Here is a 20003-nt window from a genome sequence, read left to right as displayed (position 1 = left end):
ACAGCAATACCTCCCAACTGATGGTGGGAGGTATTGCGGGTCACCTAGCTCGAACGGTTCAGCCTAGTTCAATGGGGGCTGATGAGGGTTGATGTCGGCTTGAGGCTCTAACCTTCTAGACCCTGGCTAGAAAAGGCATCATAGCCGTAAGCTGTGGTACGGGTGTTGAAGTCAGTCTCGGCACCGGTGACGGTTTTTGCCAAAGCGTCAAATGAATCGGAACGCCAGTTGCGCTCGTGGATAGGCTTGGATTGCTCACCTAGGAAGTATGCTTGGCTGCCAATCAGTGCAGCTGCAACCCAACCTACAATCACAATTGCCAATACGATAGCCATAATTAGTTTCCTCTTTTAGTTGCTGATAGTTGCCATGGAGGGCGGCAACCAGCAGTGCATCAGTACAAGTGATTCCTTATGTAAATGAATGTAACGGATAGTATTAAGAAATGTCAACCGGGCTTGAGTGAATTAGGAGTACGGTCATCAACACTTAATCGATGGCGATGTTTGCTGGCTTAAGTTAGGGGGATTGCCCCCATTTGGTTTGGCCTCGATGAGTGTGATCGGTCGCTCCCCCATCCATTAGGCTATGCGCTGCTTAATTAGCTCGAATAATGCCCGCATGCCCATGGCCTCGCCGCCTTCGGGCCGTCCTGGGAGACTACGGACGTTGTAGGCCATGAAATCTACATGGACCCATGGAATGCCAGGCTGAATAAATTCTTGTAAAAACAGGGCGGCGGTAATGGCCCCGGCATAGGAACCGCTGGCGATATTGTTCATGTCCGCCACTGGGCTATTGAGCATGGTGCGATAGGCGGCATAGAGGGGCAGATTCCATAGGGGGTCATCTGTGGTTTGACTGGCCTTAAGTAGAGTGGCTGTAACCTGCTCGTCATTGCAGAAAAAGGCGGGCAGGTCCGTCCCTAGGGCCACGCGGGCTGCCCCGGTGAGGGTGGCACAATCAATCATCAGGTCTGGATCTTCACTACTGGCTTCCCATAGGGCATCGGCCAGTACAAGGCGACCTTCGGCGTCGGTATTGCCCACTTCGATGGTGGTACCTTTGCGAGAGGTCAAAATGTCTAGAGGTCTGAGGGCATTGCCCGCAATACTATTTTCCACGGCGGCCACTAGGACCCTCAGTCGGATCGGTAGGCCGATTTCCATGATCATTTGGGCCAGGCCGAGGACTTGGGCTGCTCCCCCCATGTCTTTTTTCATGAGCTGCATGCCAGTGGCCGATTTGATGTCAAGACCGCCACTGTCAAAGCAAACGCCTTTGCCGACTAAGGTGATTTTAGGGTCGTCAGGGTTGCCCCAGTTCATGTCAATCAGCCGGGGTGCGCGGGTGCTGGCTTTGCCAACGGCATAGATCATGGGATAGTTTTCGATCACCAGATCACCCCCAGCAATGACGGTCACCTTTGCTTCATAGCGATCGGCCAAACTGCGGGCGGTTTCTTCTAGCTGGTCAGGTCCCATGTTGTTGGCGGGGGTGGTGACCAGGTCCCGCACTAGATAGGTGGCTTCCGCGGCGGCTTTGACATAGGTTAAGTCTGCGTTGCTGGGCGCTTCCAGGGTGGGGAGCAAACCGACTTTGGTAAGTTTGTAGCGATCAAAGGTGTAGCTACCCAGTTGCCACCCCAGGCATAGTTGGGTGGCATGGCTGTCAGAAAAGGTATCGGCTAGGGCATAGGTGCCGACGGGTAAGGTTTTGGCTAAGGCCGCCAAGGTCCAGGCATCTAAGCTGTCGGGACTGCCCACGAGTACCTTGGCGATTTTACCGGTGGCCTCGGGGACTAGGCATAGGCTGCCAGCTTGGCCTGAGAATCCGGATGCTTGACACCAGGCTACACTGTCTGGATGGTCGGTCTGGAGTTTCTCTGCATTGACTAAGTGAATTGCGATCGCATCTGCCAAGGGAAACCTCCAGAGGTTCAAAGACGTTTGCTCAAACGAGTTTAGTTTGCCTTAAGGTTGCTAGCAATGGTGTTGGATCTGAGCATAATTTCAAGATTTACACCTTAAACTTATCCAACTTCACGGTCGCTCAAAGGAAATCCGCCGTGCTTCCGCTGATGGGCGCATACAACAGCCTTCTAGGTGATCATTCACCAGGCCCATGGCCTGCATAAAGGCATAGGCCGTGGTGGGGCCAACAAATGACCAGCCCCGCTTTTTTAAATCCTTGCTGAGGGCTATGGATGTCGGTGTTTTACTCAGCTGCGATAGGGCAGCGTAGTCGAATCTATGAGGGCGCTCGGTGGGTTCATACTGCCAAAAATAGGCCGCCAGGGAGCCCCACTGATCTACCAAATCACAGGCTTTTTGGGCATTGTTGATGGTGGATTCAATTTTGCGACGGTGACGCACAATGCCAGCATCCTGAAGCAGACGATCAACATCCGCCTCCGTGTAGCGGGCCACCGTCTCAAACTTAAACTGGGCAAAGGCCGCTCGAAAATTATCCCGCTTACGCAAAATCGTCAGCCAGCTCAGACCCGCCTGAAATCCCTCCAGACATATCTTTTCAAACAGCCTAGTGTCATCTCCAACCGGATACCCCCACTCGTTGTCGTGGTAGCTCAAATACTGAGCATCCTCACCAGGCCACCAGCAGCGCACTTTGTTATCCGGACCAAGAATTAAACCGGCCGCTAAATCCCCATTACAGCTGTCCACCATATTGCCTGAGCTATCTATCAGCTTTGCGCACATAGTTTACACCCTAGGTAAGCGCTGAAAGCTATAGATAGCAACAGCTATGTGCGGCGCAATCGGCTTAAAGTCTGCAGTAGATTGCTATACCTAGGGCTGGACGATATATTCCCCGCCAATGTTTGCAATTCTCTTCTGGGCGACCAAGGTCTGATAAATCATGGCTGCCACTTCGGCCCGAGTGGCAGGCTGGTTAGGATTTAGCTTGGTTAGATCAGGGTGATTCACCACTAAGCCAGCTTGGGTCGCTGCTGCCATCTTGGGGACTGCCCATCCTTGGATATCGGCGGCATCACCATAACGTTTAACGATTTCTGCCGCATTACCTTGAGCGGTGGCCTTACTGCCGGTCACCATCGCGGTTAGGGCCTGAACTCGGGGCACTGGCTGATCAGGCTTAAAGCTACCATCGGGAAAGCCATTCATATAGCCGCCTTTGACTACAGCGTTGATGGCGTCTAGAGCCCAAAAATCAGTGGCTACATCGGAAAAGTCAATGGCCGCTTCGTCTTCTGATAAGGGAAACGCTTTGGCGATGGCCATAGCTAGCTGGGCTCGACTAATGGGTTCATCTGGCTTGAAGGTGTTACCCCCAGCTACGCCATCGGCGATGTTACCGTCAAATACATCCCGCTCACTGAGGGCATCGATGTAAGGCTTAGCCCAATAGCCATCGGGCACATCTGAAAAAACCACAGCTGCCTGGGTTACTTCCAGGGGTGGAGCAACGGGAGCGGCTGGTGTCTCAGGCTCTGCCGCAGGCTGAGCTATTTGCTTGGGCGGCTCTTCCGGAGCGGCAGGAACAGTGTTGATAGCGGCTGGTGTCGAGGGCTGGCTAACAATGACTTTGGCACCCTCGGCAGAGCTGCCGAGGTCTGCCACGATGCTACCGGCACCTGCGGCACCGACGACCTGGGCGGCACCGAAGCCAAGGCCATCATCCTCAGAGGGAATGGCATCTACCACTAGTTCATCGGCACTATCCAGTCGGCTATCGCTGTCTACCGTGCCAATCAGCGCGGGGGCTCCGTCTGCATCAAACAATCCTTCTTGGCCAAACAGGTTCATTCCTGAACGGGTTAATCCCCAAAATAAGACGCTGCCCAACGTTAGAAAGGCTATGAACATAGCGATTAGCTCGTCATAGTCCACCCCTTGGCGACGGCGATTATTACTACTTTGGTCAGATGGAATTTGCGACACAGTAGACTCCTAATACCTGATAGAAGGATGGTGTTAATAACATATTTCTCTTATCAAGATAAAGCAGAAAAGAATTCAATTAAGCGTTATTACTTACATTTCTAAATTATTCTTTCTATTAGGCTCTTAAGTAAGTGTTTGTTTCCTTAAGGTGGGCCACTATCGGACCATCGCCTTTTTGACCAATGATTTCACCCTTTAAAAAGCCCCAATTCAGCTCTGTGCTAGTCCGCTGCCCCCGGCGATTATTACTAGCTATCCTACCTGCGCTTGGTTTGAGTAGTTGTGCCTCCATGGCGCAACTGCCCACGTTACAACCAGTTTCCGCACTGGTGATCCACATTATGGCTAGGGCCACCGCCGTTGATGCTCTGATTAATCGGGTGCAGCAGCGTTTAGATACCACCCACCCGATTCATAAAGAAGTGGTGTCTGTGGGTGGCCTAGGCTCTGTCCGATTGGGCATGACTATTCAAGAAGCTGCGAATGCTGCCCAGATCAGCTTTGTGGTGTCTCCCCTAGCCCAATCAGAGGTTTGTCAGTATTATTTGCCAGAAGTCTATGACGCCCAGAAAGATGGGCCGACTGCGCCGATTGATGGCATTGGTGTGATGGTGATCAACGACCAGGTGATTCGCATTGACATTGGGCCAGGGAGTCCGATTAAGACTGTTAGCGGCCTGGGGATTGGCTCCACCGTTGAAGAAGTGGCATCCGCCTATGATGGGCAGATTGAGGTGACTCCCAATCCCTATACGGAGGGTACCTCTTTGACGTTGACGCCTGCTGCTGCTGGGAGCAACTTATACAGCTTAGTGTTTGAGGCGGATCCCCAGGGTAAGATCACCCAGTTTCGTACCGGACAGTTGCCCGCAGTGACCTGGGTTGACGGGTGTTCCTAGCGGTTTGCTTAAGTGCGGCAGGACTAATCTTGATAGACTCGTGGGTGTTACTGGTGGCCCTTGATCTACGGTAAATCGACTCGCGCAAAGCCAAAGTTTGTATTTGCGCAAACATGCCCATAACCCGATTGACTGGTGGCCCTAGTGTGATGAAGCCTTAGAGACGGCACGTCGTGAGGATAAGCCGATTTTTTTGTCGGTGGGTTATTCCAGCTGCCATTGGTGCACGGTGATGGAGGGGGAGGCGTTTTCGGACGGTGCGATCGCAACCTATCTCAATGCCCATTTCCTGCCCATCAAAGTTGATCGGGAAGAACGCCCTGACCTCGATAGCATCTACATGCAAGCTTTGCAGATGCTGGTAGGGCAAGGTGGTTGGCCCCTAAATATTTTCCTATCCCCCGACGATCTAGTTCCTTTTTACGGTGGTACCTATTTCCCCGTTGAGCCCCGTTATGGTCGGCCTGGCTTTCTGAAATTACTGGAAATCCTGCGCCACCTCTACGACACCGATCAGCCTAAAGTCGGTGCCGTCAAATCCCAGATTTTAAAAACCCTGCAGCAGTCTACGCTGCTACCCGCCGATGACAACCTCAGTGCCGAACTGCTAGAGCGGGGCCTGACCGCCAGTGCCAAGCTCCTGATGCCATCTGGACAAGGCACCAGTTTTCCGATGATTCCTTACGGCCTCAGCGCTTTGCGCTCCGTGCGCCTGGTGGAGCCCACAGACTTATTAAATCCTGCACAAATATTTTAGGGATCGAGCCAAATTTGCCAGCAGGGTGCGTTGGTCTAGTCTGTCAAGGTTTAACCTGCAAAGAGACCGCAAATTCCTACCAGGACATGTTAACCCAACTTTCCAATAGCCAACGGAGAGAGTACCTGTAAGCGCTAAAAAAATAGGAAAATTTCCCCATTAACATACTTTCTCTCATGAGAAAAGCTGGCATACCATGCTGGGTCAAGACTTCGTCCAGTATGGGTTCATTGGCTGTGCTGATATGTCTGGACTGGATATTCTGTTGCATTTTCTACTCTCTCAGATGACAGAATGGAGAGGAAGGTAATCAAAATCACAGAGAGAACAACCATGCCAGAAAAACTTCTGAAAAAATTGCCCGCAGATAGTTCTTTGGCTGGAACGGTGACTTTTCGACGAGAGGCAAGGAGATGTTTCTGATTTTGAGGCTGCTCTGATCTCAGCAGTTCTGGCGTGGTGACCTTGTTCCATATCGTTCCATTCTCGACGTCAGCAGAGGCGTCGCAGGCATAACATTTATAAAAGGTAGAACTCTTTTGCATGAAGGTTTGCCCTTTGCATTTTGGGCATTTTAGAAAAGCAAAGAGATCTTCTGGGGAGTTGTTGCTTAGACTTTTTTGGGAGTTAGCTTCAGGGGGCTTATTCATGGTAATACTACCTGATTGTATGGGGGGTGATGGAGGAGAATGCGCTGCCTTGTGGTGCTTGAATAATGAGCGTCAGGTTTTGTCGCCCAATCACATGGACGGTATCTTGCGGGAGTAAATCGAGATCGGCATGGTTAGAGCAAGCTTTCCAAAAGCTCGCCTTGTAACGTACGCGCCATGCTTTGCCAGGTTTCAAGACGTCTTCAATAACAGCCTCATGCTCCGATTGATCGTCGTCCAACCAAGGAAAATACATTGGCGCTGGAGAAAGATACTTATACCGTAGCGAGGTGCGTTGACAACCAACCATGGCGTGAGCCTCCGAAACTTGGTATGGCTCAACCATATAACCAGAAAATTTTTATGCGGTGGCTGATGCGGTGGCTGCGGCTTGTGTTTATATTTCTTTGCAATATTGCCAGGGGTAAATCTTCTAAGACTTACAGAAGCGAGTGATAAAGCTTGTGGCGATTGGTTTGCTGGCGTAGTATGGGCGTGTTTCTAATACCCAAGGCAGGAATAGATGGGACGTATCGCCATCGCTATCGAACTCTACATTAAGCGGTGAATTCTATTCCTGGTGAGCTGTGTAGTTATCTATCGTTTTCAGCGATCACCTATGTTGTGAACTATATGCGCAAAGCTATATTTTGATTTGCCCTACTTTGAGCTGGCGACCAGCATTCAACACAATGTTACCACCAGATTCTTTTGGTGGTTTTGATGGTGGTGCTAGAGCTAGATAGCTGTGTTTAGAGGGCGGGAGATGACGTGAAGACAGACTCTGCCTGTACTAGTGTATGAACTTGCCACTTGGGATCGGGCTTGGGGTAATCACTACGATAGTGACCACCACGGCTTTCTGTACGAAAGAGGGCACTTTTGAGCACTAAGGTGGCCACTGTTAATAAATTTTGGGTTTCCGCCCACAGACGTAGCTGCTCAAAGGTCAGTGGAGTGGGCAGCTGGCGCGGCTCATACCCACTGGTGTTATGCATTGTCTGGGTGAAGGGTAGCGCGTCAAATTCAGTTTGCCATTCTTCTAGTTTGTTTAATGCGGCAGTCATCTGGGTGGCTTCACGGGAAATTCCTGCGCTTTGCCAAACGAGTTGGTTAATGGCGGTGCGATGTTCATGGAGCCAATTCATGGTGGTATTGAACTCTGCCATTGGGCCTAACTCCAGAGGCACAAACCCTGGAGTAATCGTCACGGGGGCTAATGGTTCTGGCTTCAGTTCCTTTAGCTGTGCTCCAAATACCAGACATTCTAGTAATGAATTACTGGCGAGTCGATTGGCACCATGGACTCCTGTGCTGGCATTTTCTCCTACGGCGTATAGGCGACGAATCGTTGTATGACTTTTCAGATTGGTGGTAATACCGCCCATCCAGTAATGGGCGGCGGGGGAGACGGGAATGGGTGTCTCAAAAACGTTAATCCCTGCCCACTTTTGGCATTTACGAATGATGTTGGGAAATCGATGTTGTACTTGCTCAGGCTCAATGACGCGCAGGTCTAGATAGACCACGGATTCCCCAGGTGTTTTTTGCAAATGGTTAAAAATTGCCCGGCTCACCACGTCCCTAGGGGCTAATTCCCCATCGGGATGGTAGTCAAAGGCAAATCGTCTGCCGCTACTATCGACCAGATGGGCCCCTTCTCCTCGGACAGCTTCGCTAATTAAAAATCGCGGGGCTCCTGCTGTGGTGAGAGCGGTGGGATGAAACTGCATGAATTCTAGATCTCGCAGTTGAGCGCCCGCTCGCCAGGCCATCGCCACCCCATCGCCAGTGCTAGCAGCGGGGTTGGTAGTCTGGGAGTAAATTTGTCCGCCGCCCCCGGTGGCGAGGACCACGGCTTTGGCTTGTATCCAGAGCAGTTGCTGTGCGTATACAAGCTGTATGCCTCGACATTCCTCTTCATCCATCCATAGTTCTAACGCCAGGGCCTGGTTAAAGACATGGATGTTATCTCGCTGGAGGACCTGGTCTGCCAGGGTGGTGACTACGGCGCGCCCAGTGGTGTCAGCGGCATGGAGCACTCGCCGCCGGGAGTGAGCGGCTTCTAGCGTCATGGCTAACTGATCACCTGTGCGGTCGAAGGCAACTCCCATCTGGGTCAAGTTTTGGATGCAGTCTCCAGCTTCTCTGACCAGTACTTCTACGGCTTGGGGGTCACAGAGTCCGGCTCCCGCTTTGAGGGTGTCAGTAATGTGGAACTCGGGCGCATCGTCGGGTGCGATCGCAGCAGCAATCCCCCCTTGAGCCCAATCACTAGCGGATATGGACAGCGTATCTTTCGTAATCAAACCGACTTGGAGTGTTGCCGGTAAACATAGAGCTGAATAAAGGCCAGCAGCCCCACCACCGATCACTAAAACATCAAACTGTGACGGCAGGGTCGAAGTAGACGGAGAGGAGTACGCCAATAAAAATTGCTCCTGACAGAGGGATTAAACCACTCTATCAAGAGCAATGGTGGATCTAGAAAATGCCAAAGAATTGAGATATTAGCGAACTATCTAACGTTCAACCTAATGTTCAACTCTGAGTAGGTGGCATGGGATGCCAGTTTGCCCAGGGCGCATAACTAAACCCAAATAGAGCCTACTTGTAAGCACCATTGTTATAGCGGTCATCACCCTCAACCAATGCAGGGTTTGGAGGTGAGATGCTGAAAACATCCATGTTTTCACGAATCCGAGATTTCTCGACATCACTGAGGCCAGGAATATCCAGAATATCTTCTAGGTTCTCAAAGGGAGCATTCCGAACGATTTTGCCCGCAATCGTTGGATATAGTCCCCGATACTTTCTAAACGCCGCTACGTTTGTATTGTTGACGTCTAGCTTATAGCTGTACTCCGTCGTGAGCTTGTCGTCAATTGCGTTACGGGGCAACGTAGTTTCTGCTACCAGTAACGTACCGCTATTTAGCAGACCTGCAGCAGCAGGCTGAGCGCTGCTCACCAAAGTACCCAATACCAGTCCAAACGCCATTAATAGGCCAAAGAATCGTTTCATCTCTCTCCGCCGGATTTATTTAAATCTAGTACACAGCATTAATCAGAAGCGTATCACTTTCGCTGTGCCAATGTTGAGTAATGGGAATAATCCGTTGCGGACCGTTACGCAAAAGGTTCATCCTAGGACGACTGAACCGGTACTGAGGCCTTGCGATCGTAGCTAATCAGGAATCGATCTAAGTCCGAAAACGTACAAGCATAGGTGGTTAAGGGCTTGTCATATCCCTTGAGCATCGCCGAATAGCGCTTGAATGTTTGTTCGTTTGCCCCTAACTGACTCAAGTACTTGTAAGTTTCTGCACCGATAGCAACGTCTAGACCCAGTTGCTTGGTGGAACTTTCAAAGCGAAATGCAGCATTAACCGTATCACCTAGGGCGGTATAGTCCGGTCGATCTCCGGTGCCCGTATTGCCCACGATGGCATAACCCGTGTTTACACCCGCCCCCACCCGCAAGGGAAAGGGTAACGGAAACTGTTTATGGAGTTGGCGGGTCATGTCGTTCAGGGCGCTAATGGAACGACTGATTTTGAGCATTTCTTCAGCCTTGACTTCTTGGGTGCCATGGATCCACACAGCCATGACAGCATCGCCGATATACTTATCGACCCAACTACCATATTCACCAATGATGTTCCCTGCATGGCGGAACCAAGTGCCAATCACTTCGGACAGAATATTTTCGTCTATCTGCCGAGTCATTACAGTAAAGTCACGAATATCCACCACCATGACCGAAATTAATCGGCGTACATGCAGTGTGGCGGTAGCTGTAGAGTCGTGGGAATTGACGCCAGAATTATTAGTGCTAACGGTTTTAGGCGCGGGGCAATAAAACTGTAGTTCAGTTTGGCCAAATGTTAGGGCATCGCCATTTCGCAATGTGACGGGCACGCTGACTCGCCGGCCATTAACAAAGGAGCCATTGCGACTGCCTAAGTCGATCAAATAAAATTCCCCACTTTCCATGAACTGGAGCATGGCGTGGTTTCGGGAAATCCAACGATCGGGCAGAACAAAATTATTATCGTCGCTGCGTCCAATAGTCCAGCAGCTGTTACCAATCAACGATAAATGACGTTGACCTGAATCTGTCTTGAGGACCAGGTAAGGCCCAACTTGTGGAGTTTTTTCAGGGAATAACACTATACCTCGACAGTCCGAGTCAGCCTATGTCCTATACCTTAACGCTACAGTTCCTAACTGCACTATAGCCTTTGTGCTTATTTATTGCTTGTTTTATCCAGGATACCGCTGATCTTTTAAATAGTAGGTAGAAGCTTCATACGTTATCACTATTTCCCATAGGAATTGCTTCTAGCAGCATACTTTGTGGCCTACGTTCCCAATTGTCAATAGGTCTTGGGTGCATGGATCGGCTCAATCGGTGGGATGTTCCTGCCAGATTGCCGACTACTAGGCAACCATGGCGGCTACTAAGAACAGGGCGTCTACTAAAATTGTGCTCACAATTGCACCGGAAAATGCCCACCAGTAGACTTGGGTCGATTTTATAGACATTATGCCCAGCACCACCAGAACAGTCAGTAGTAGTAGGGCACGTGCGGCGGCGATAGGGTTGGAAATTTGTCTCAATGCGGCTTGAAGTACATCGCCTGCAGCAGACGGCTCCACCTGCATGACCTGTTGCCAATAGGGAATGAGGTCAACCCAATAAAAGTAAAGGTCAGTGATAACGGTGCCTAGTAAGGAGCCGATGTAGAAGTAACTGCCGATTTTAAGGCGATTCTGGCTGAGAAAGATAATAACAATGGGTAACCCAATCGCCTCAACGGGCAAATGGACATAGGGGTTCTGCCTCAGCCATCCCCAGTAAAGACTGCCTGCTAGCCATGTCCATGTAAAACCTAGGGCCAAATCTCCCCAAAATTTGAGGGCTGGCTGGCGCAACATGGATAAACCGCTGAGTAGCCAGACTAAAGTTATGGATAAACTCACCCAGGGCTGAAGTCGCACCAGGGGGGCTTGAATAAATACGGGCACACTAACCAGGAATGCCGAGGCTAGGAATGTATGCAGTCGAGAGGCCTGGGGCTGCTCAGACGTGACAGTTAACCGTTCAGTAAGTTTGGGTTGAGGCGAAGTTTCGGATAGCAATGCTGCCTGATGAATTCGGTTGAATTCTGAGAAAGGTTAATTATTGTTAACATAACATGCTAATTGGGTCGCTCAGGAACAGTAGCTTAATAAATAGCGACCTAAATGTTATTGGCTTATGTAAATCGTTTGGAAATGTAAAAGTATTCAAAAAAAATACGCGGTGAACCCTGTAATCTAATTTCCACGTCGAAATATAGATTAGCGAAATACAGATTAGCGAATATAAGTTTGATTTATATTGAATTTCCATATTTTCTTTGGATGTAGTTTTGAGTCTTGATTGGTCCTCAGTGGCAATGTAAGTAGGGCTAGTTATTAATACATCTGTTCTTTGTACGATGTATTTTGACTGTCTAGGGTCGGGTTCTCGACTTAACTTAGATTGCCATTTATGACTCTGGTCGAAGGTCGACTCGTGTTGCCATGGGTTGATGCCGGATGATGCCATCAGGATTTAGAGGCAGATGGGGCGTGTCCTTGATGGAAGAGCTACATTAGCCCCGATTGATAGCGTTTAAGCTTTGGAGCATTATTCATGTTTGTTTGCCAATCATTTGAGCTTTTGGCCCAATCGCCTACGAGCCAAGCAGCACAAATTAATTTATTTCAAGCCATTGTGATTGGCCTTGTTCAGGGATTAACGGAATTTTTGCCCATTAGTAGCACGGCCCACGTCAAAATTGTGCCCGTAGCCCTTGGTTGGGGAGATCCGGGTGTGGCGTTTACGGCGGTCATTCAGCTGGGAAGTTTGGCGGCGATTTTGTGGTACTTCTGGGACGATTTGACCACGGTGACTCGCAATATGATCAGTGCGACCTTGGCAAAGCGCTATCGGTCTTCAGAGTTTCGTCTGGGCCTGGGTATTATTCTGGGCTCGATTCCCATCGTGTTGTGCGGCATGCTGATCAAGATGTTCTTCGAAGCTCAGTATGAGGGGTCCGTGATTCGTAGTACCCCGGCAATTGCCATTACCTCTATTGTGATGGCGTTACTGCTGGGGGTGGCTGAGGCGGTGGGAACTCGCAAGCGAAATTTTGAGAAGCTGGATTTGTGGGACGGCATTGGTGTTGGACTTGGTCAGGCCCTGGCTTTGGTCCCTGGGGTTTCACGCTCGGGCGCTACGCTGACAACTGGCTTGTTTTTGGGCTTAGAGCGAGATACCGCAGCGCGGTTTTCATTCCTTTTGGGTACACCAGCGATTTTGATATCGGGGTTGGTGGAGCTGAAGGGGCTGCTGGAGGAGATGGCCACCGTGGGCGACTCTAGTTTAATCCCCTTGGTGGGGGGACTGATTGCGGCGGTGATTTCGTCCTATCTTGCGATCGCATGGCTCATCAAGTTTCTCAGAAACCACAGCACCTGGGTATTTGTCTGGTATCGTCTTGCCTTTGGTGTCGCTATTCTCGTGGGCCTGGCCACTAAAACCATTCAAAACGTCTAGTAACCTCTAGTCATAGTGAGCTGCATTAAATGATACTGAGGATCAGCAAGGCCTTTTCCTCAGTATCCCTTTCCCTAAGTATGATGAAGTAATTGTCTAGCCCCATGGTCTATGCGTACTGCGTCTATCCAGCCGGCTGTCATTACCACGGTTCTTAGCGATTCCATTGCCGAAGACATAGGCTTTGAACCTGGCGATCGCTTGGTGTCTATTAATGGTGAGCGTCCCCGTGACCTCATTGACTACCGTTTTCTCTGTGCCGATGAATGGCTGACCCTAGAGGTTTTAGATGGGTTTGGCCAGGTCCACACGGTGGAGATCGAAAAGGACTGTGATGAAGATCTGGGATTGGAATTTGAAAGCGCCTTTTTTGATGGGCTGATCCAATGCAACAACCGTTGCCCCTTTTGCTTTATCGACCAGCAGCCCCCTGGTAATCGCGATACTCTGTATCTTAAAGACGACGACTATCGCCTGAGCTTTCTCTATGGCAGTTATCTGACGCTGACCAATTTATCCCCAGCCGAATGGGAGCGCATCGCTCGGCTACGTTTGTCTCCCCTGTATGTCTCTGTCCATGCCACTGAGCCGGGGGTGCGGCAGCGCTTACTGAAAAATCCTCGAGCTGGACTGCTGTTAGAGCAGCTTCAATGGTTTCAAGAGCATCGTTTACAGATTCATGCCCAAGTCGTTGTATGTCCTGGCATAAATGATGGCCCTCATTTAGAACGCACCCTACGGGATTTGGCTCAGTTTCACACAGGGGATACGCCTGCCGTGGCGTCAGTGGCCGTTGTCCCAGTCGGGTTGACCCGCTTTCGGCCCACTGCAGATGAGCTCCTGCCTGTGACCGTGGACAAAGCCAAGGAGGTCATTGCCCAAGTACAGGCTCTCCAGACTGAATTCAAACAAAACGTTGCCTCCACATTTACTTGGCTAGCAGACGAATGGTTTTTAATTGCTCAGCAGCCACTACCGCCGGAATCCCACTATGAAACTTATCCCCAAATTGGCAATGGTGTGGGGTCCATTCGCCTATTTCTTAAGCAGTTTGAGACGGCTGCCCAGCAATTGCCCCTCAGTATTGAGCATCCCAAATGCTTAACCTGGGTAGTTGGCAATGCGGTGGAGAAAGCATTTGAGCCGATTGTTAATCGACTCAATCAGGTCCAGGGGCTGACTGTTGAAATGGCTGCTTTAAATAGTGACTATTGGGGACAGGAGATTACGGTCACTGGGTTGCTCACGGGTTACGATATTTTAGGCAAGCTAAAAGGGTGTGACCTAGGCGATGGCCTGTTACTGCCTTCTCTGATGTTGAAGCGAGGCCAGCATGGTACACCTGACGATACCTATTTTCTTGACGATATGTCTTTAGCAGATCTGATGGCTCAACTACAGTGTTCCGTTTTGCCTGTAGATGACATTGATGGGCTGTTGCAGACTTGTATCCGATCAGATCGTGTACCTTCGCTATGAGTGTGATTCCAAGATATTTGGACGATTCTAGCTGAGGGCCTGATTTTGTAAAACATGGATTGAAAGCATTATCTACGAAGATTTAGATATCCTGTCATTGCAAGGATTTTAGATGTCCTGCCGAGCAGTCTTGTTGACTCGCTTGGTGAATAAACTCACTAAAGCAATTCGCTATCGATTGACGCAAACACTATGGGATACATCAACCAATCTTTCTTAGTCCAGGTAGCTGTTTTTAGCGGAGTACTGTCCGCCCTTCCAGCCCCCGCCATGGCTAAGGTGTTAATGGATGATTCAAACAGTAGCGTATTCATATCCACCATCACGCCGTTTACATCAGCATCTGACAAATCAGTTGAGGCTTTAGCAACAGGTGAAGTATCGTCTGTTACTAAAGCCTCAACTTTGGAGGCTTTGCCACGGTCAGATATGTTTGTGCCTGCGGCTATAGCTAGTGTGGCATCATCCACTCTTACGGATCAGTCCGTTCGGTTGGGGGCAGCGCAGGATAGTTTCTTACTGGCGGAACTGAATCAATTCACCCAGCTCCCCAACTTGCCAGAGGATGAGCCGGCTAATAATGATGAAAATTCTCCGCCGCAGGTTGAGGACGAATCCGCTGATGGGCCTGTGGATGAGCAGGTGGATGCACTACCTGGGAATGAGGCTCCTGTAACACTTCCGATTGATATCGAAACAGGGGAAATTGTTCCTGAGACGGGGCAAGCACCCTCTACTGCCCCTGGAGATTTACTTGATACAAGCGACTTGCCGCCTGCGGAGTTGTTAGCGGATCCTAATCCATTGACTGTACCTACGGTGGAATCGGAGGTGGCCTTACCCGCAGGTGATGAACGGACCATCACCATCGAAGAAGCCATTGAGTTGGCGTACTTTAATAATCAAGATCTACAGGTTGCTTTATTAGAGTTAGAACAGCAAGAAGCTGAGTTGGCAGAGGCCCGCGCGGCCTATGCTCCGGTGGTGACTACCTCGGCTGACCTGACCGCCCAAGAGGAAAATAGTACTCAAACGGCTTTTGGTTCGGTTGGTAACGATGGTATTGACACCACGTTGGATGCAACTGTGGGAGTTAGTTACGATCTATTCACTTCGGGTCAACGACTGGCGACGGTGCGGGCAGCGGAAGAACAAGTACGTTTGAGTGAACTTGAGGTTGACCGTCGTCGTGAAGCCCTGAGATTAGAGACAACGAGTCTCTACTACGATCTGCAGGAGAGTGGTGAGCAGATTCGCATCAATCAAGCGTTTGTCGAAGAAGCCAAACGTAACCAGCGGGATAATTCCCTGCGTCAACAGGAAGGTGTGGGTACTCGGTTTGATGTCTTAAGGGCGGACGTGCAATTGGCTAATGCTCAGCAAGCGGTAGTGCAGTCCCAGGCAGACCAGCGGATTGCTCGGCGCAATCTGGCCCGGTTGCTGAATTTACCATCCACTCTAAATATCAACGCCATGCCTGTTCCCGCTCCAGAGAATTGGGATGCTAGCTATGAACGGTGGGAGCTGACCCTAGAGGACAGTATTCTTCTGGCCTTTCAAGGTCGGGTGGAACTAGAGCAACAGTTGGTGCAACGGGAAATTAGTACTCAGCGGGCCCGAGCCGCCCGAGCGGCTAATCGACCTCAGGTGAGTTTGTTTGCTAACTATAGCTGGAGTGACTTGTTGGACAATTCTTCCGACACGTATAACTTTGGTGCCCGCTTTAATATGATTTTGGCGGATGGTGGTGCGGCCAGGTCTCGGGCACTGCAGCAGGAGCTGAATGCTGATATTGCTGAAGAACGTTTTTCTGAAACGTTGGATCAGGTGCGGTTTGAGGTGGAAGAGGCTTACTTTACCCTGCGGTCTAATGAAGACAATGTGAGGACAGCGAGCACAGCTATTAACCAGGCGGCCCAGGCGTTGGAATTGGCTAAGCTACGGGAAGCGGCTGGCGTAGGAACGCAGCTAGATGTCTTGACGGCCACCTCAGAACTGACCCAGGCTGAAGGTAACTGGGTCAGTGCTGCCTTGGGTTACAATCGGGCCCTGGCTTCCCTGCGGCGGGCTGTGAGTAACTTACGGTCGACGTTATAGGTGTACTGCTACATCAGGGTTATGTAGGGGTGGCCATGGGGCTGAGCTCTATGGGAATGAGGTTGATGGGGGCCTTATAGGGGGCTGTCCTGTTGCCGAGCTACGGCGGCAAGTTCAGGATTGGTGGTCACCGCTGCATTGCTGCTACATAACTTTTCTATTACCTGGTCAGCGGTGATTAGACGTTTTAGGACGACTTGGCCAATGGGGGTAGCGGTTTCGCCTTCGGCGAGTACCTCCACCATCAGCACGTCGTCTTCGACCTGGTAAAGCCACAGTTTTTCTGTGGCTTCTTCTATGTAGAGACTTAGCCTATTCATGATTGGTTTGCGCTGCCAGGCAATTTCGTTCCACAGGCCGCCAAACTCCCATACTCTGCCGGTTGTCCAGCCGTCGGACAAGAAAAAATACTTCACAGATCGCGAGTAAGGTCAAAGGTTCTTTGGCATTATCTCTGGTCCTGTTGCTTTTTGACACTGGGTTGCTGAAATCTTGATGCTGCTTTGTCGGACATGGTGACGGATAGTTGCTCTTAAGTTGGCCCGTTGTTCTATCCGGATTGAGGGGCTAATAGGCTGGACAGTGAATTGGTAGATGCACCCTGATGTCTGACTCCTAAGCCCTTTTGGGGCCTAGGAGTCTTTTTTTGCCATTTTGTGTATCCGACGGTGGGGTATGGGAACTTTGTCCGGATTTGGGGGCTAATAGGCTGGACAGTGAACTGGTAGATGCACCCTGATGTCTGACTCCTAAGCCCTTTTGGGGCCTAGGAGTTTTTTTTGCCATTTTGTATCTGTCGATGAATGCGGTGGTCAAGATTTTGCTGTGGGTGGGTGAGGTCTGGGATCGATAAACGCCTTAATATGAACCTTAGATTCAGTAACAGGCGTTGTTTTGGGATGAATAAAGAGGCCGATTCAATGGCAAAGATGCGCGTAGGCTTATTGTTTGGTGGACGCTCTGGAGAGCATGAGGTATCTATTTTTTCTGCTCAGGCAATTGCCCGAGCATTAGGCCTGGGAAAAAATGCTGAGAAGTATGATGTAGTGCCTGTCTATATCCGTAAGGATGGAGTGTGGGTGATGGATGCCCAGGATGTGCTGACATCGGGGACCTCGTTGGTGGTTGAGGACGGGATTCCTGTAGAGCCGACAACGCGCATACCGTCAGCTGTGAATGGGATCGATATTTGGTTTCCTGTGCTCCACGGTCCGAATGGTGAGGATGGGACTTTGCAGGGGGTATTTGAACTGATGCAAATGCCCTATGTGGGCTGTGGTGTTTTAGCCTCAGCGGTGGGCATGGATAAGCTGGCGATGAAGTCTGCCTTTGCCCAGGTGGGATTACCCCAGGTGAAGTATATGGAGGTTTTGCGATCGCAAGTCTATTCCAACCCCTGTATTTTCCCCAAGCTGTGTGACGACATAGAAGCTACCCTGGGCTACCCCTGCTTCGTCAAACCTGCCAATCTAGGTTCCTCCGTAGGGATTGCTAAGGCCAAGCATCGCAAAGAGCTAGAAGCGGCCTTGGACAGCGCTGCTAGCTATGACCGCCGGATCATCGTGGAGGCGGGGGTGGTGGCTCGGGAAATCGAATGCGCCATTTTGGGCAATGATCATCCCCAAGCGTCTGTGATCGGCGAAATTAGTTTTAATGCCGATTTTTACGACTACGAAACTAAATACACCAGTGGACAAGCCGATTTAGCCATCCCAGCACTGCTCCCAGAGAAGATTGTGGCCATGGTGCAAGAACAGGCAATTCAAGCGTTCCAAGCCATTGATGGGGCAGGCCTGTCACGGGTAGATTTTTTCTATATAGAAGCGACAGGGGAAGTGATTATCAATGAGATTAATACCTTCCCAGGCTTTACGGCTACCAGCATGTACCCCACTCTGTGGGAAGCCTCTGGCGTTCCGTTTGAGCAACTGGTTGATCGATTAATTCAACTGGGACTAGAACGTACGGGAACTGGCATTACAAAAATGTAAGATGTCTCACCCTAGCTCGGGACATCGCCAAAACCCTCTCTATATTGGTAATAGGCTAGTTTTTCGCTGGTTTTTGATCAACACGCTTTAGTTTTTTGAGAGGAGTATCTAGCATGAGAGCTATTGTGACCGCGATCTTGGCAATCGTTGCAACTGTTATGTTTGCGATGCCTGCCTATGCCGGGGATGTGGCTGCAGGTAAGCAAGTCTTTACTAAAAACTGTGCTATATGCCACGTGGGCGGTAGCAACGCCGTATCGTCTTCCCAGACCCTAAAGCAGGAGGCCCTTGAGGATTATCTGTTTAACTACGGCTCAGAGCATAATGTTGATGCCATTATTTATCAGGTTGCGAATGGTAGAGGGGCCATGCCTTCTTTTCAGGGACGCATTAGCAATAAAGCCATTGCTGATGTTGCTGCCTATGTGAAGTCTCAATCTGAGAAGGGTTGGCCAGAATAGTGGTCTAGGGCCAAAATGCGTTAACACAATCGGCTTAACACCATAAAACGTCCAAGGGGGCAGGCTACATTAGCCTGCCCCCTTGGACGTTTTATGGGTTGATTCATGCGTTTCTTTCAAGACCAGAGCAATAGGCCCAGGTTAAAAAACTACCATTTGAGTAAATTAAACTGTTCCATATCCACCGTGTCGCGGTTGCGATAAATCGACAGGACAATCGCCAGTCCTACAGCGGCTTCAGCAGCGGCAATGGTAATGACAAATACGGCAAACACCTGTCCTTTAATTTCAGCTGGGTCCAAGTAATTTGAAAACGCCATTAAATTGAGATTCACCGCATTCAGCATCAGTTCAATGGACATCAGTACTCGAATGACGTTACGGCTACTGACGAGACCGTAGATGCCTACGCAGAAAAGCGCAGCCGCAAGAATCAAAAAGTACTCTAGTTGCATAGTTACCCCGCTTCTTCCTAAAGATCGCTTGATGCCAATATGTTTATTTGTCCTGGGGGTCGTTACCCGCAGCCACCAGTTCCCGGGGACGTTCCCTTAATGTCAAAACCTTTTGTTCATTTTCCGGCTCATCATCGGGCACATATTCGCGACGGGCCAAAATAATCGCCCCTACTAATGCAATCAGCAGCAGCACAGAGGCTAGTTCGAATGGCAGTAGAAAGTCACTGAAGAAATGCTGGCCAATGATCTCAATGGCGGCTTCCCCGGCAGGAATGGCTGAGGATAGTTGCCAAGGTGTGGCCAGAACCATAGAACTAAGTAAGGTAAATAGCCCGGTACAAACGGCAGCGGTTGCTGCTTTGCCAATCCATGCATTGGATAGGGGTTGAAAATCTTCCCGTTTGTTCACCAGCATGATACCGAAAAGAATCAAGATATTGACGGCACCGACATAGACCAATATTTGGGCGGCGGCGACAAAACCGGCATTGAGCAAGACGTAAAGTCCTGAAATGCTGGCAAAGACCAGGGCCAACAAAAATGCCGAGTAGACGATATTAGAAAGTAGAACCACCCCCAGGGCGGAGACTAGCATCAATACACCAAGGATGCCTAGGGAAACGATTTGTACGCCTTCTGCTAAGTTCACTGCTACTCCGATTGTGTGGGCTGCTGTGGTTTTTGCGTTATATCAGGG

Annotated in this window: 20 protein-coding genes and 1 pseudogene; 7 read left to right on the top strand and 14 right to left on the bottom strand. The window is 50.1% G+C overall.

The genetic code is table 11. The features are described 5' to 3' along the window. Positions 1-107: 107 nt before the first annotated feature. The 4 genes from VB741_RS00575 to VB741_RS00560 form a co-directional block, all read right to left on the bottom strand. Positions 108-335: a photosystem II protein, Psb35-related gene (locus VB741_RS00575; RefSeq protein ID WP_323363184.1), complete on the bottom strand. Its 228-nt coding sequence runs from the start codon at positions 333-335 to the stop codon at positions 108-110. A 246-nt stretch (positions 336-581) separates the two neighbouring features. After that, positions 582-1943, bottom strand: a complete 1362-nt coding sequence (locus VB741_RS00570) for a leucyl aminopeptidase family protein (protein ID WP_323363183.1) — start codon at positions 1941-1943, stop codon at positions 582-584. 99 nt (positions 1944-2042) lie between these two features. Then, positions 2043-2687: a DNA-3-methyladenine glycosylase I gene (locus tag VB741_RS00565; protein WP_442786260.1), complete on the bottom strand. Its 645-nt coding sequence runs from the start codon at positions 2685-2687 to the stop codon at positions 2043-2045. A 123-nt stretch (positions 2688-2810) separates the two neighbouring features. After that, complete coding sequence (locus VB741_RS00560) at positions 2811-3923, bottom strand: S-layer homology domain-containing protein (protein ID WP_323363181.1); 1113 nt, start codon at positions 3921-3923, stop codon at positions 2811-2813. Between the two features lie 293 nt (positions 3924-4216). Between VB741_RS00560 and VB741_RS00555 the strand changes: the two genes are divergently transcribed. Both VB741_RS00555 and VB741_RS00550 read left to right on the top strand, forming a co-directional pair. After that, a complete protein-coding gene (locus VB741_RS00555) occupies positions 4217-4825 on the top strand; it encodes a hypothetical protein (protein WP_323363180.1) in 609 nt (202 codons plus the stop codon). A 97-nt stretch (positions 4826-4922) separates the two neighbouring features. Further along, positions 4923-5543 (top strand): annotated as a pseudogene (locus tag VB741_RS00550) (DUF255 domain-containing protein); the annotation flags it as partial. Positions 5544-5809: 266 nt separating this feature from the next. Here the strand turns inward: VB741_RS00550 and VB741_RS00545 are convergent. The 6 genes from VB741_RS00545 to VB741_RS00520 all read right to left on the bottom strand — a co-directional run bounded on the left by VB741_RS00545 (position 5810) and on the right by VB741_RS00520 (position 11376). Continuing rightward, complete coding sequence (locus VB741_RS00545; protein ID WP_323363179.1) at positions 5810-6232, bottom strand: hypothetical protein; 423 nt, start codon at positions 6230-6232, stop codon at positions 5810-5812. A gap of 7 nt (positions 6233-6239) precedes the next feature. After that, the gene (locus tag VB741_RS00540) at positions 6240-6542 is read right to left on the bottom strand and encodes an NfeD family protein (protein WP_323363178.1); all 303 of its coding nucleotides are present in this window, start codon (positions 6540-6542) and stop codon (positions 6240-6242) included. 442 nt (positions 6543-6984) lie between these two features. Beyond that, on the bottom strand, positions 6985-8661 hold the full coding sequence (nadB, locus tag VB741_RS00535) for an L-aspartate oxidase (RefSeq protein ID WP_323363177.1): 1677 nt from the start codon (positions 8659-8661) through the stop codon (positions 6985-6987). Between the two features lie 178 nt (positions 8662-8839). Beyond that, positions 8840-9256 carry a photosystem II complex extrinsic protein PsbU gene (gene psbU / locus VB741_RS00530; RefSeq protein WP_323363176.1) on the bottom strand — a complete coding sequence of 139 codons (417 nt, stop codon included), beginning with the start codon at positions 9254-9256 and terminating at the stop codon, positions 8840-8842. A gap of 122 nt (positions 9257-9378) precedes the next feature. Then, positions 9379-10404: an adenylate/guanylate cyclase domain-containing protein gene (locus VB741_RS00525; protein ID WP_323363175.1), complete on the bottom strand. Its 1026-nt coding sequence runs from the start codon at positions 10402-10404 to the stop codon at positions 9379-9381. A gap of 270 nt (positions 10405-10674) precedes the next feature. Then, entirely contained in the window at positions 10675-11376 is a 702-nt protein-coding gene (locus tag VB741_RS00520) for a DUF3120 domain-containing protein (RefSeq protein WP_323363174.1), read from the bottom strand. Between the two features lie 538 nt (positions 11377-11914). Between VB741_RS00520 and VB741_RS00515 the strand changes: the two genes are divergently transcribed. Further along, positions 11915-12820, top strand: coding sequence for an undecaprenyl-diphosphate phosphatase (locus tag VB741_RS00515; RefSeq protein WP_323363173.1), 906 nt, complete (start codon positions 11915-11917; stop codon positions 12818-12820). A 111-nt stretch (positions 12821-12931) separates the two neighbouring features. Beyond that, entirely contained in the window at positions 12932-14299 is a 1368-nt protein-coding gene (locus VB741_RS00510; protein ID WP_323363172.1) for a TIGR03279 family radical SAM protein, read from the top strand. A 158-nt stretch (positions 14300-14457) separates the two neighbouring features. Here the strand turns inward: VB741_RS00510 and VB741_RS00505 are convergent, their stop codons facing one another. Then, complete coding sequence (locus VB741_RS00505; protein ID WP_323363171.1) at positions 14458-14769, bottom strand: hypothetical protein; 312 nt, start codon at positions 14767-14769, stop codon at positions 14458-14460. On the opposite strand from VB741_RS00505, the gene VB741_RS00500 reads away from it, so the two are divergent. Next, positions 14756-16396, top strand: a complete 1641-nt coding sequence (locus tag VB741_RS00500; RefSeq protein ID WP_323363170.1) for a TolC family protein — start codon at positions 14756-14758, stop codon at positions 16394-16396. The genes VB741_RS00505 and VB741_RS00500 overlap by 14 nt on opposite strands. A 74-nt stretch (positions 16397-16470) precedes the next feature. On the opposite strand, the gene VB741_RS00495 is transcribed toward VB741_RS00500, so the two are convergent. After that, positions 16471-16812, bottom strand: a complete 342-nt coding sequence (locus tag VB741_RS00495) for a hypothetical protein (protein WP_323363169.1) — start codon at positions 16810-16812, stop codon at positions 16471-16473. A 504-nt stretch (positions 16813-17316) separates the two neighbouring features. On the opposite strand from VB741_RS00495, the gene VB741_RS00490 reads away from it, so the two are divergent. Then, a complete protein-coding gene (locus tag VB741_RS00490) occupies positions 17317-18387 on the top strand; it encodes a D-alanine--D-alanine ligase family protein (protein ID WP_323363168.1) in 1071 nt (356 codons plus the stop codon). Positions 18388-18500: 113 nt separating this feature from the next. Beyond that, complete coding sequence (locus VB741_RS00485) at positions 18501-18848, top strand: c-type cytochrome (protein ID WP_323363167.1); 348 nt, start codon at positions 18501-18503, stop codon at positions 18846-18848. A gap of 149 nt (positions 18849-18997) precedes the next feature. Here the strand turns inward: VB741_RS00485 and nuoK are convergent, their stop codons facing one another. Next, positions 18998-19303: an NADH-quinone oxidoreductase subunit NuoK gene (nuoK, locus tag VB741_RS00480; RefSeq protein WP_323363166.1), complete on the bottom strand. Its 306-nt coding sequence runs from the start codon at positions 19301-19303 to the stop codon at positions 18998-19000. 43 nt (positions 19304-19346) lie between these two features. Then, positions 19347-19955: an NADH-quinone oxidoreductase subunit J gene (locus VB741_RS00475; RefSeq protein WP_323363165.1), complete on the bottom strand. Its 609-nt coding sequence runs from the start codon at positions 19953-19955 to the stop codon at positions 19347-19349. Positions 19956-20003 lie beyond the last annotated feature (48 nt).

Source organism: Leptothoe sp. PORK10 BA2 (genome assembly GCF_034932105.1).
Lineage (GTDB): Bacteria > Cyanobacteriota > Cyanobacteriia > Phormidesmidales > Phormidesmidaceae > Leptothoe.
The sequence above is the reverse complement of the archived record's forward strand: the minus strand, read 5'-3'. Positions and strand labels throughout refer to the sequence as shown.

What these genes read in the sequence shown, in the direction of transcription:
- VB741_RS00555 (WP_323363180.1), top strand. Translation starts at nt 4,217, where the DNA reads ATGGCGCAACTGCCCACGTTACAACCAGTTTCCGCACTGGTGATCCAC.
- VB741_RS00510 (WP_323363172.1), top strand. Translation starts at nt 12,932, where the DNA reads ATGCGTACTGCGTCTATCCAGCCGGCTGTCATTACCACGGTTCTTAGC.
- VB741_RS00540 (WP_323363178.1), bottom strand. Translation starts at nt 6,542, where the DNA reads ATGGTTGGTTGTCAACGCACCTCGCTACGGTATAAGTATCTTTCTCCA.
- nuoK (WP_323363166.1), bottom strand. Translation starts at nt 19,303, where the DNA reads ATGCAACTAGAGTACTTTTTGATTCTTGCGGCTGCGCTTTTCTGCGTA.
- psbU (WP_323363176.1), bottom strand. Translation starts at nt 9,256, where the DNA reads ATGAAACGATTCTTTGGCCTATTAATGGCGTTTGGACTGGTATTGGGT.
- VB741_RS00565 (WP_442786260.1), bottom strand. Translation starts at nt 2,687, where the DNA reads ATGGTGGACAGCTGTAATGGGGATTTAGCGGCCGGTTTAATTCTTGGT.
- VB741_RS00515 (WP_323363173.1), top strand. Translation starts at nt 11,915, where the DNA reads ATGTTTGTTTGCCAATCATTTGAGCTTTTGGCCCAATCGCCTACGAGC.
- VB741_RS00545 (WP_323363179.1), bottom strand. Translation starts at nt 6,232, where the DNA reads ATGAATAAGCCCCCTGAAGCTAACTCCCAAAAAAGTCTAAGCAACAAC.
- VB741_RS00485 (WP_323363167.1), top strand. Translation starts at nt 18,501, where the DNA reads ATGAGAGCTATTGTGACCGCGATCTTGGCAATCGTTGCAACTGTTATG.
- VB741_RS00490 (WP_323363168.1), top strand. Translation starts at nt 17,317, where the DNA reads ATGGCAAAGATGCGCGTAGGCTTATTGTTTGGTGGACGCTCTGGAGAG.
- VB741_RS00575 (WP_323363184.1), bottom strand. Translation starts at nt 335, where the DNA reads ATGGCTATCGTATTGGCAATTGTGATTGTAGGTTGGGTTGCAGCTGCA.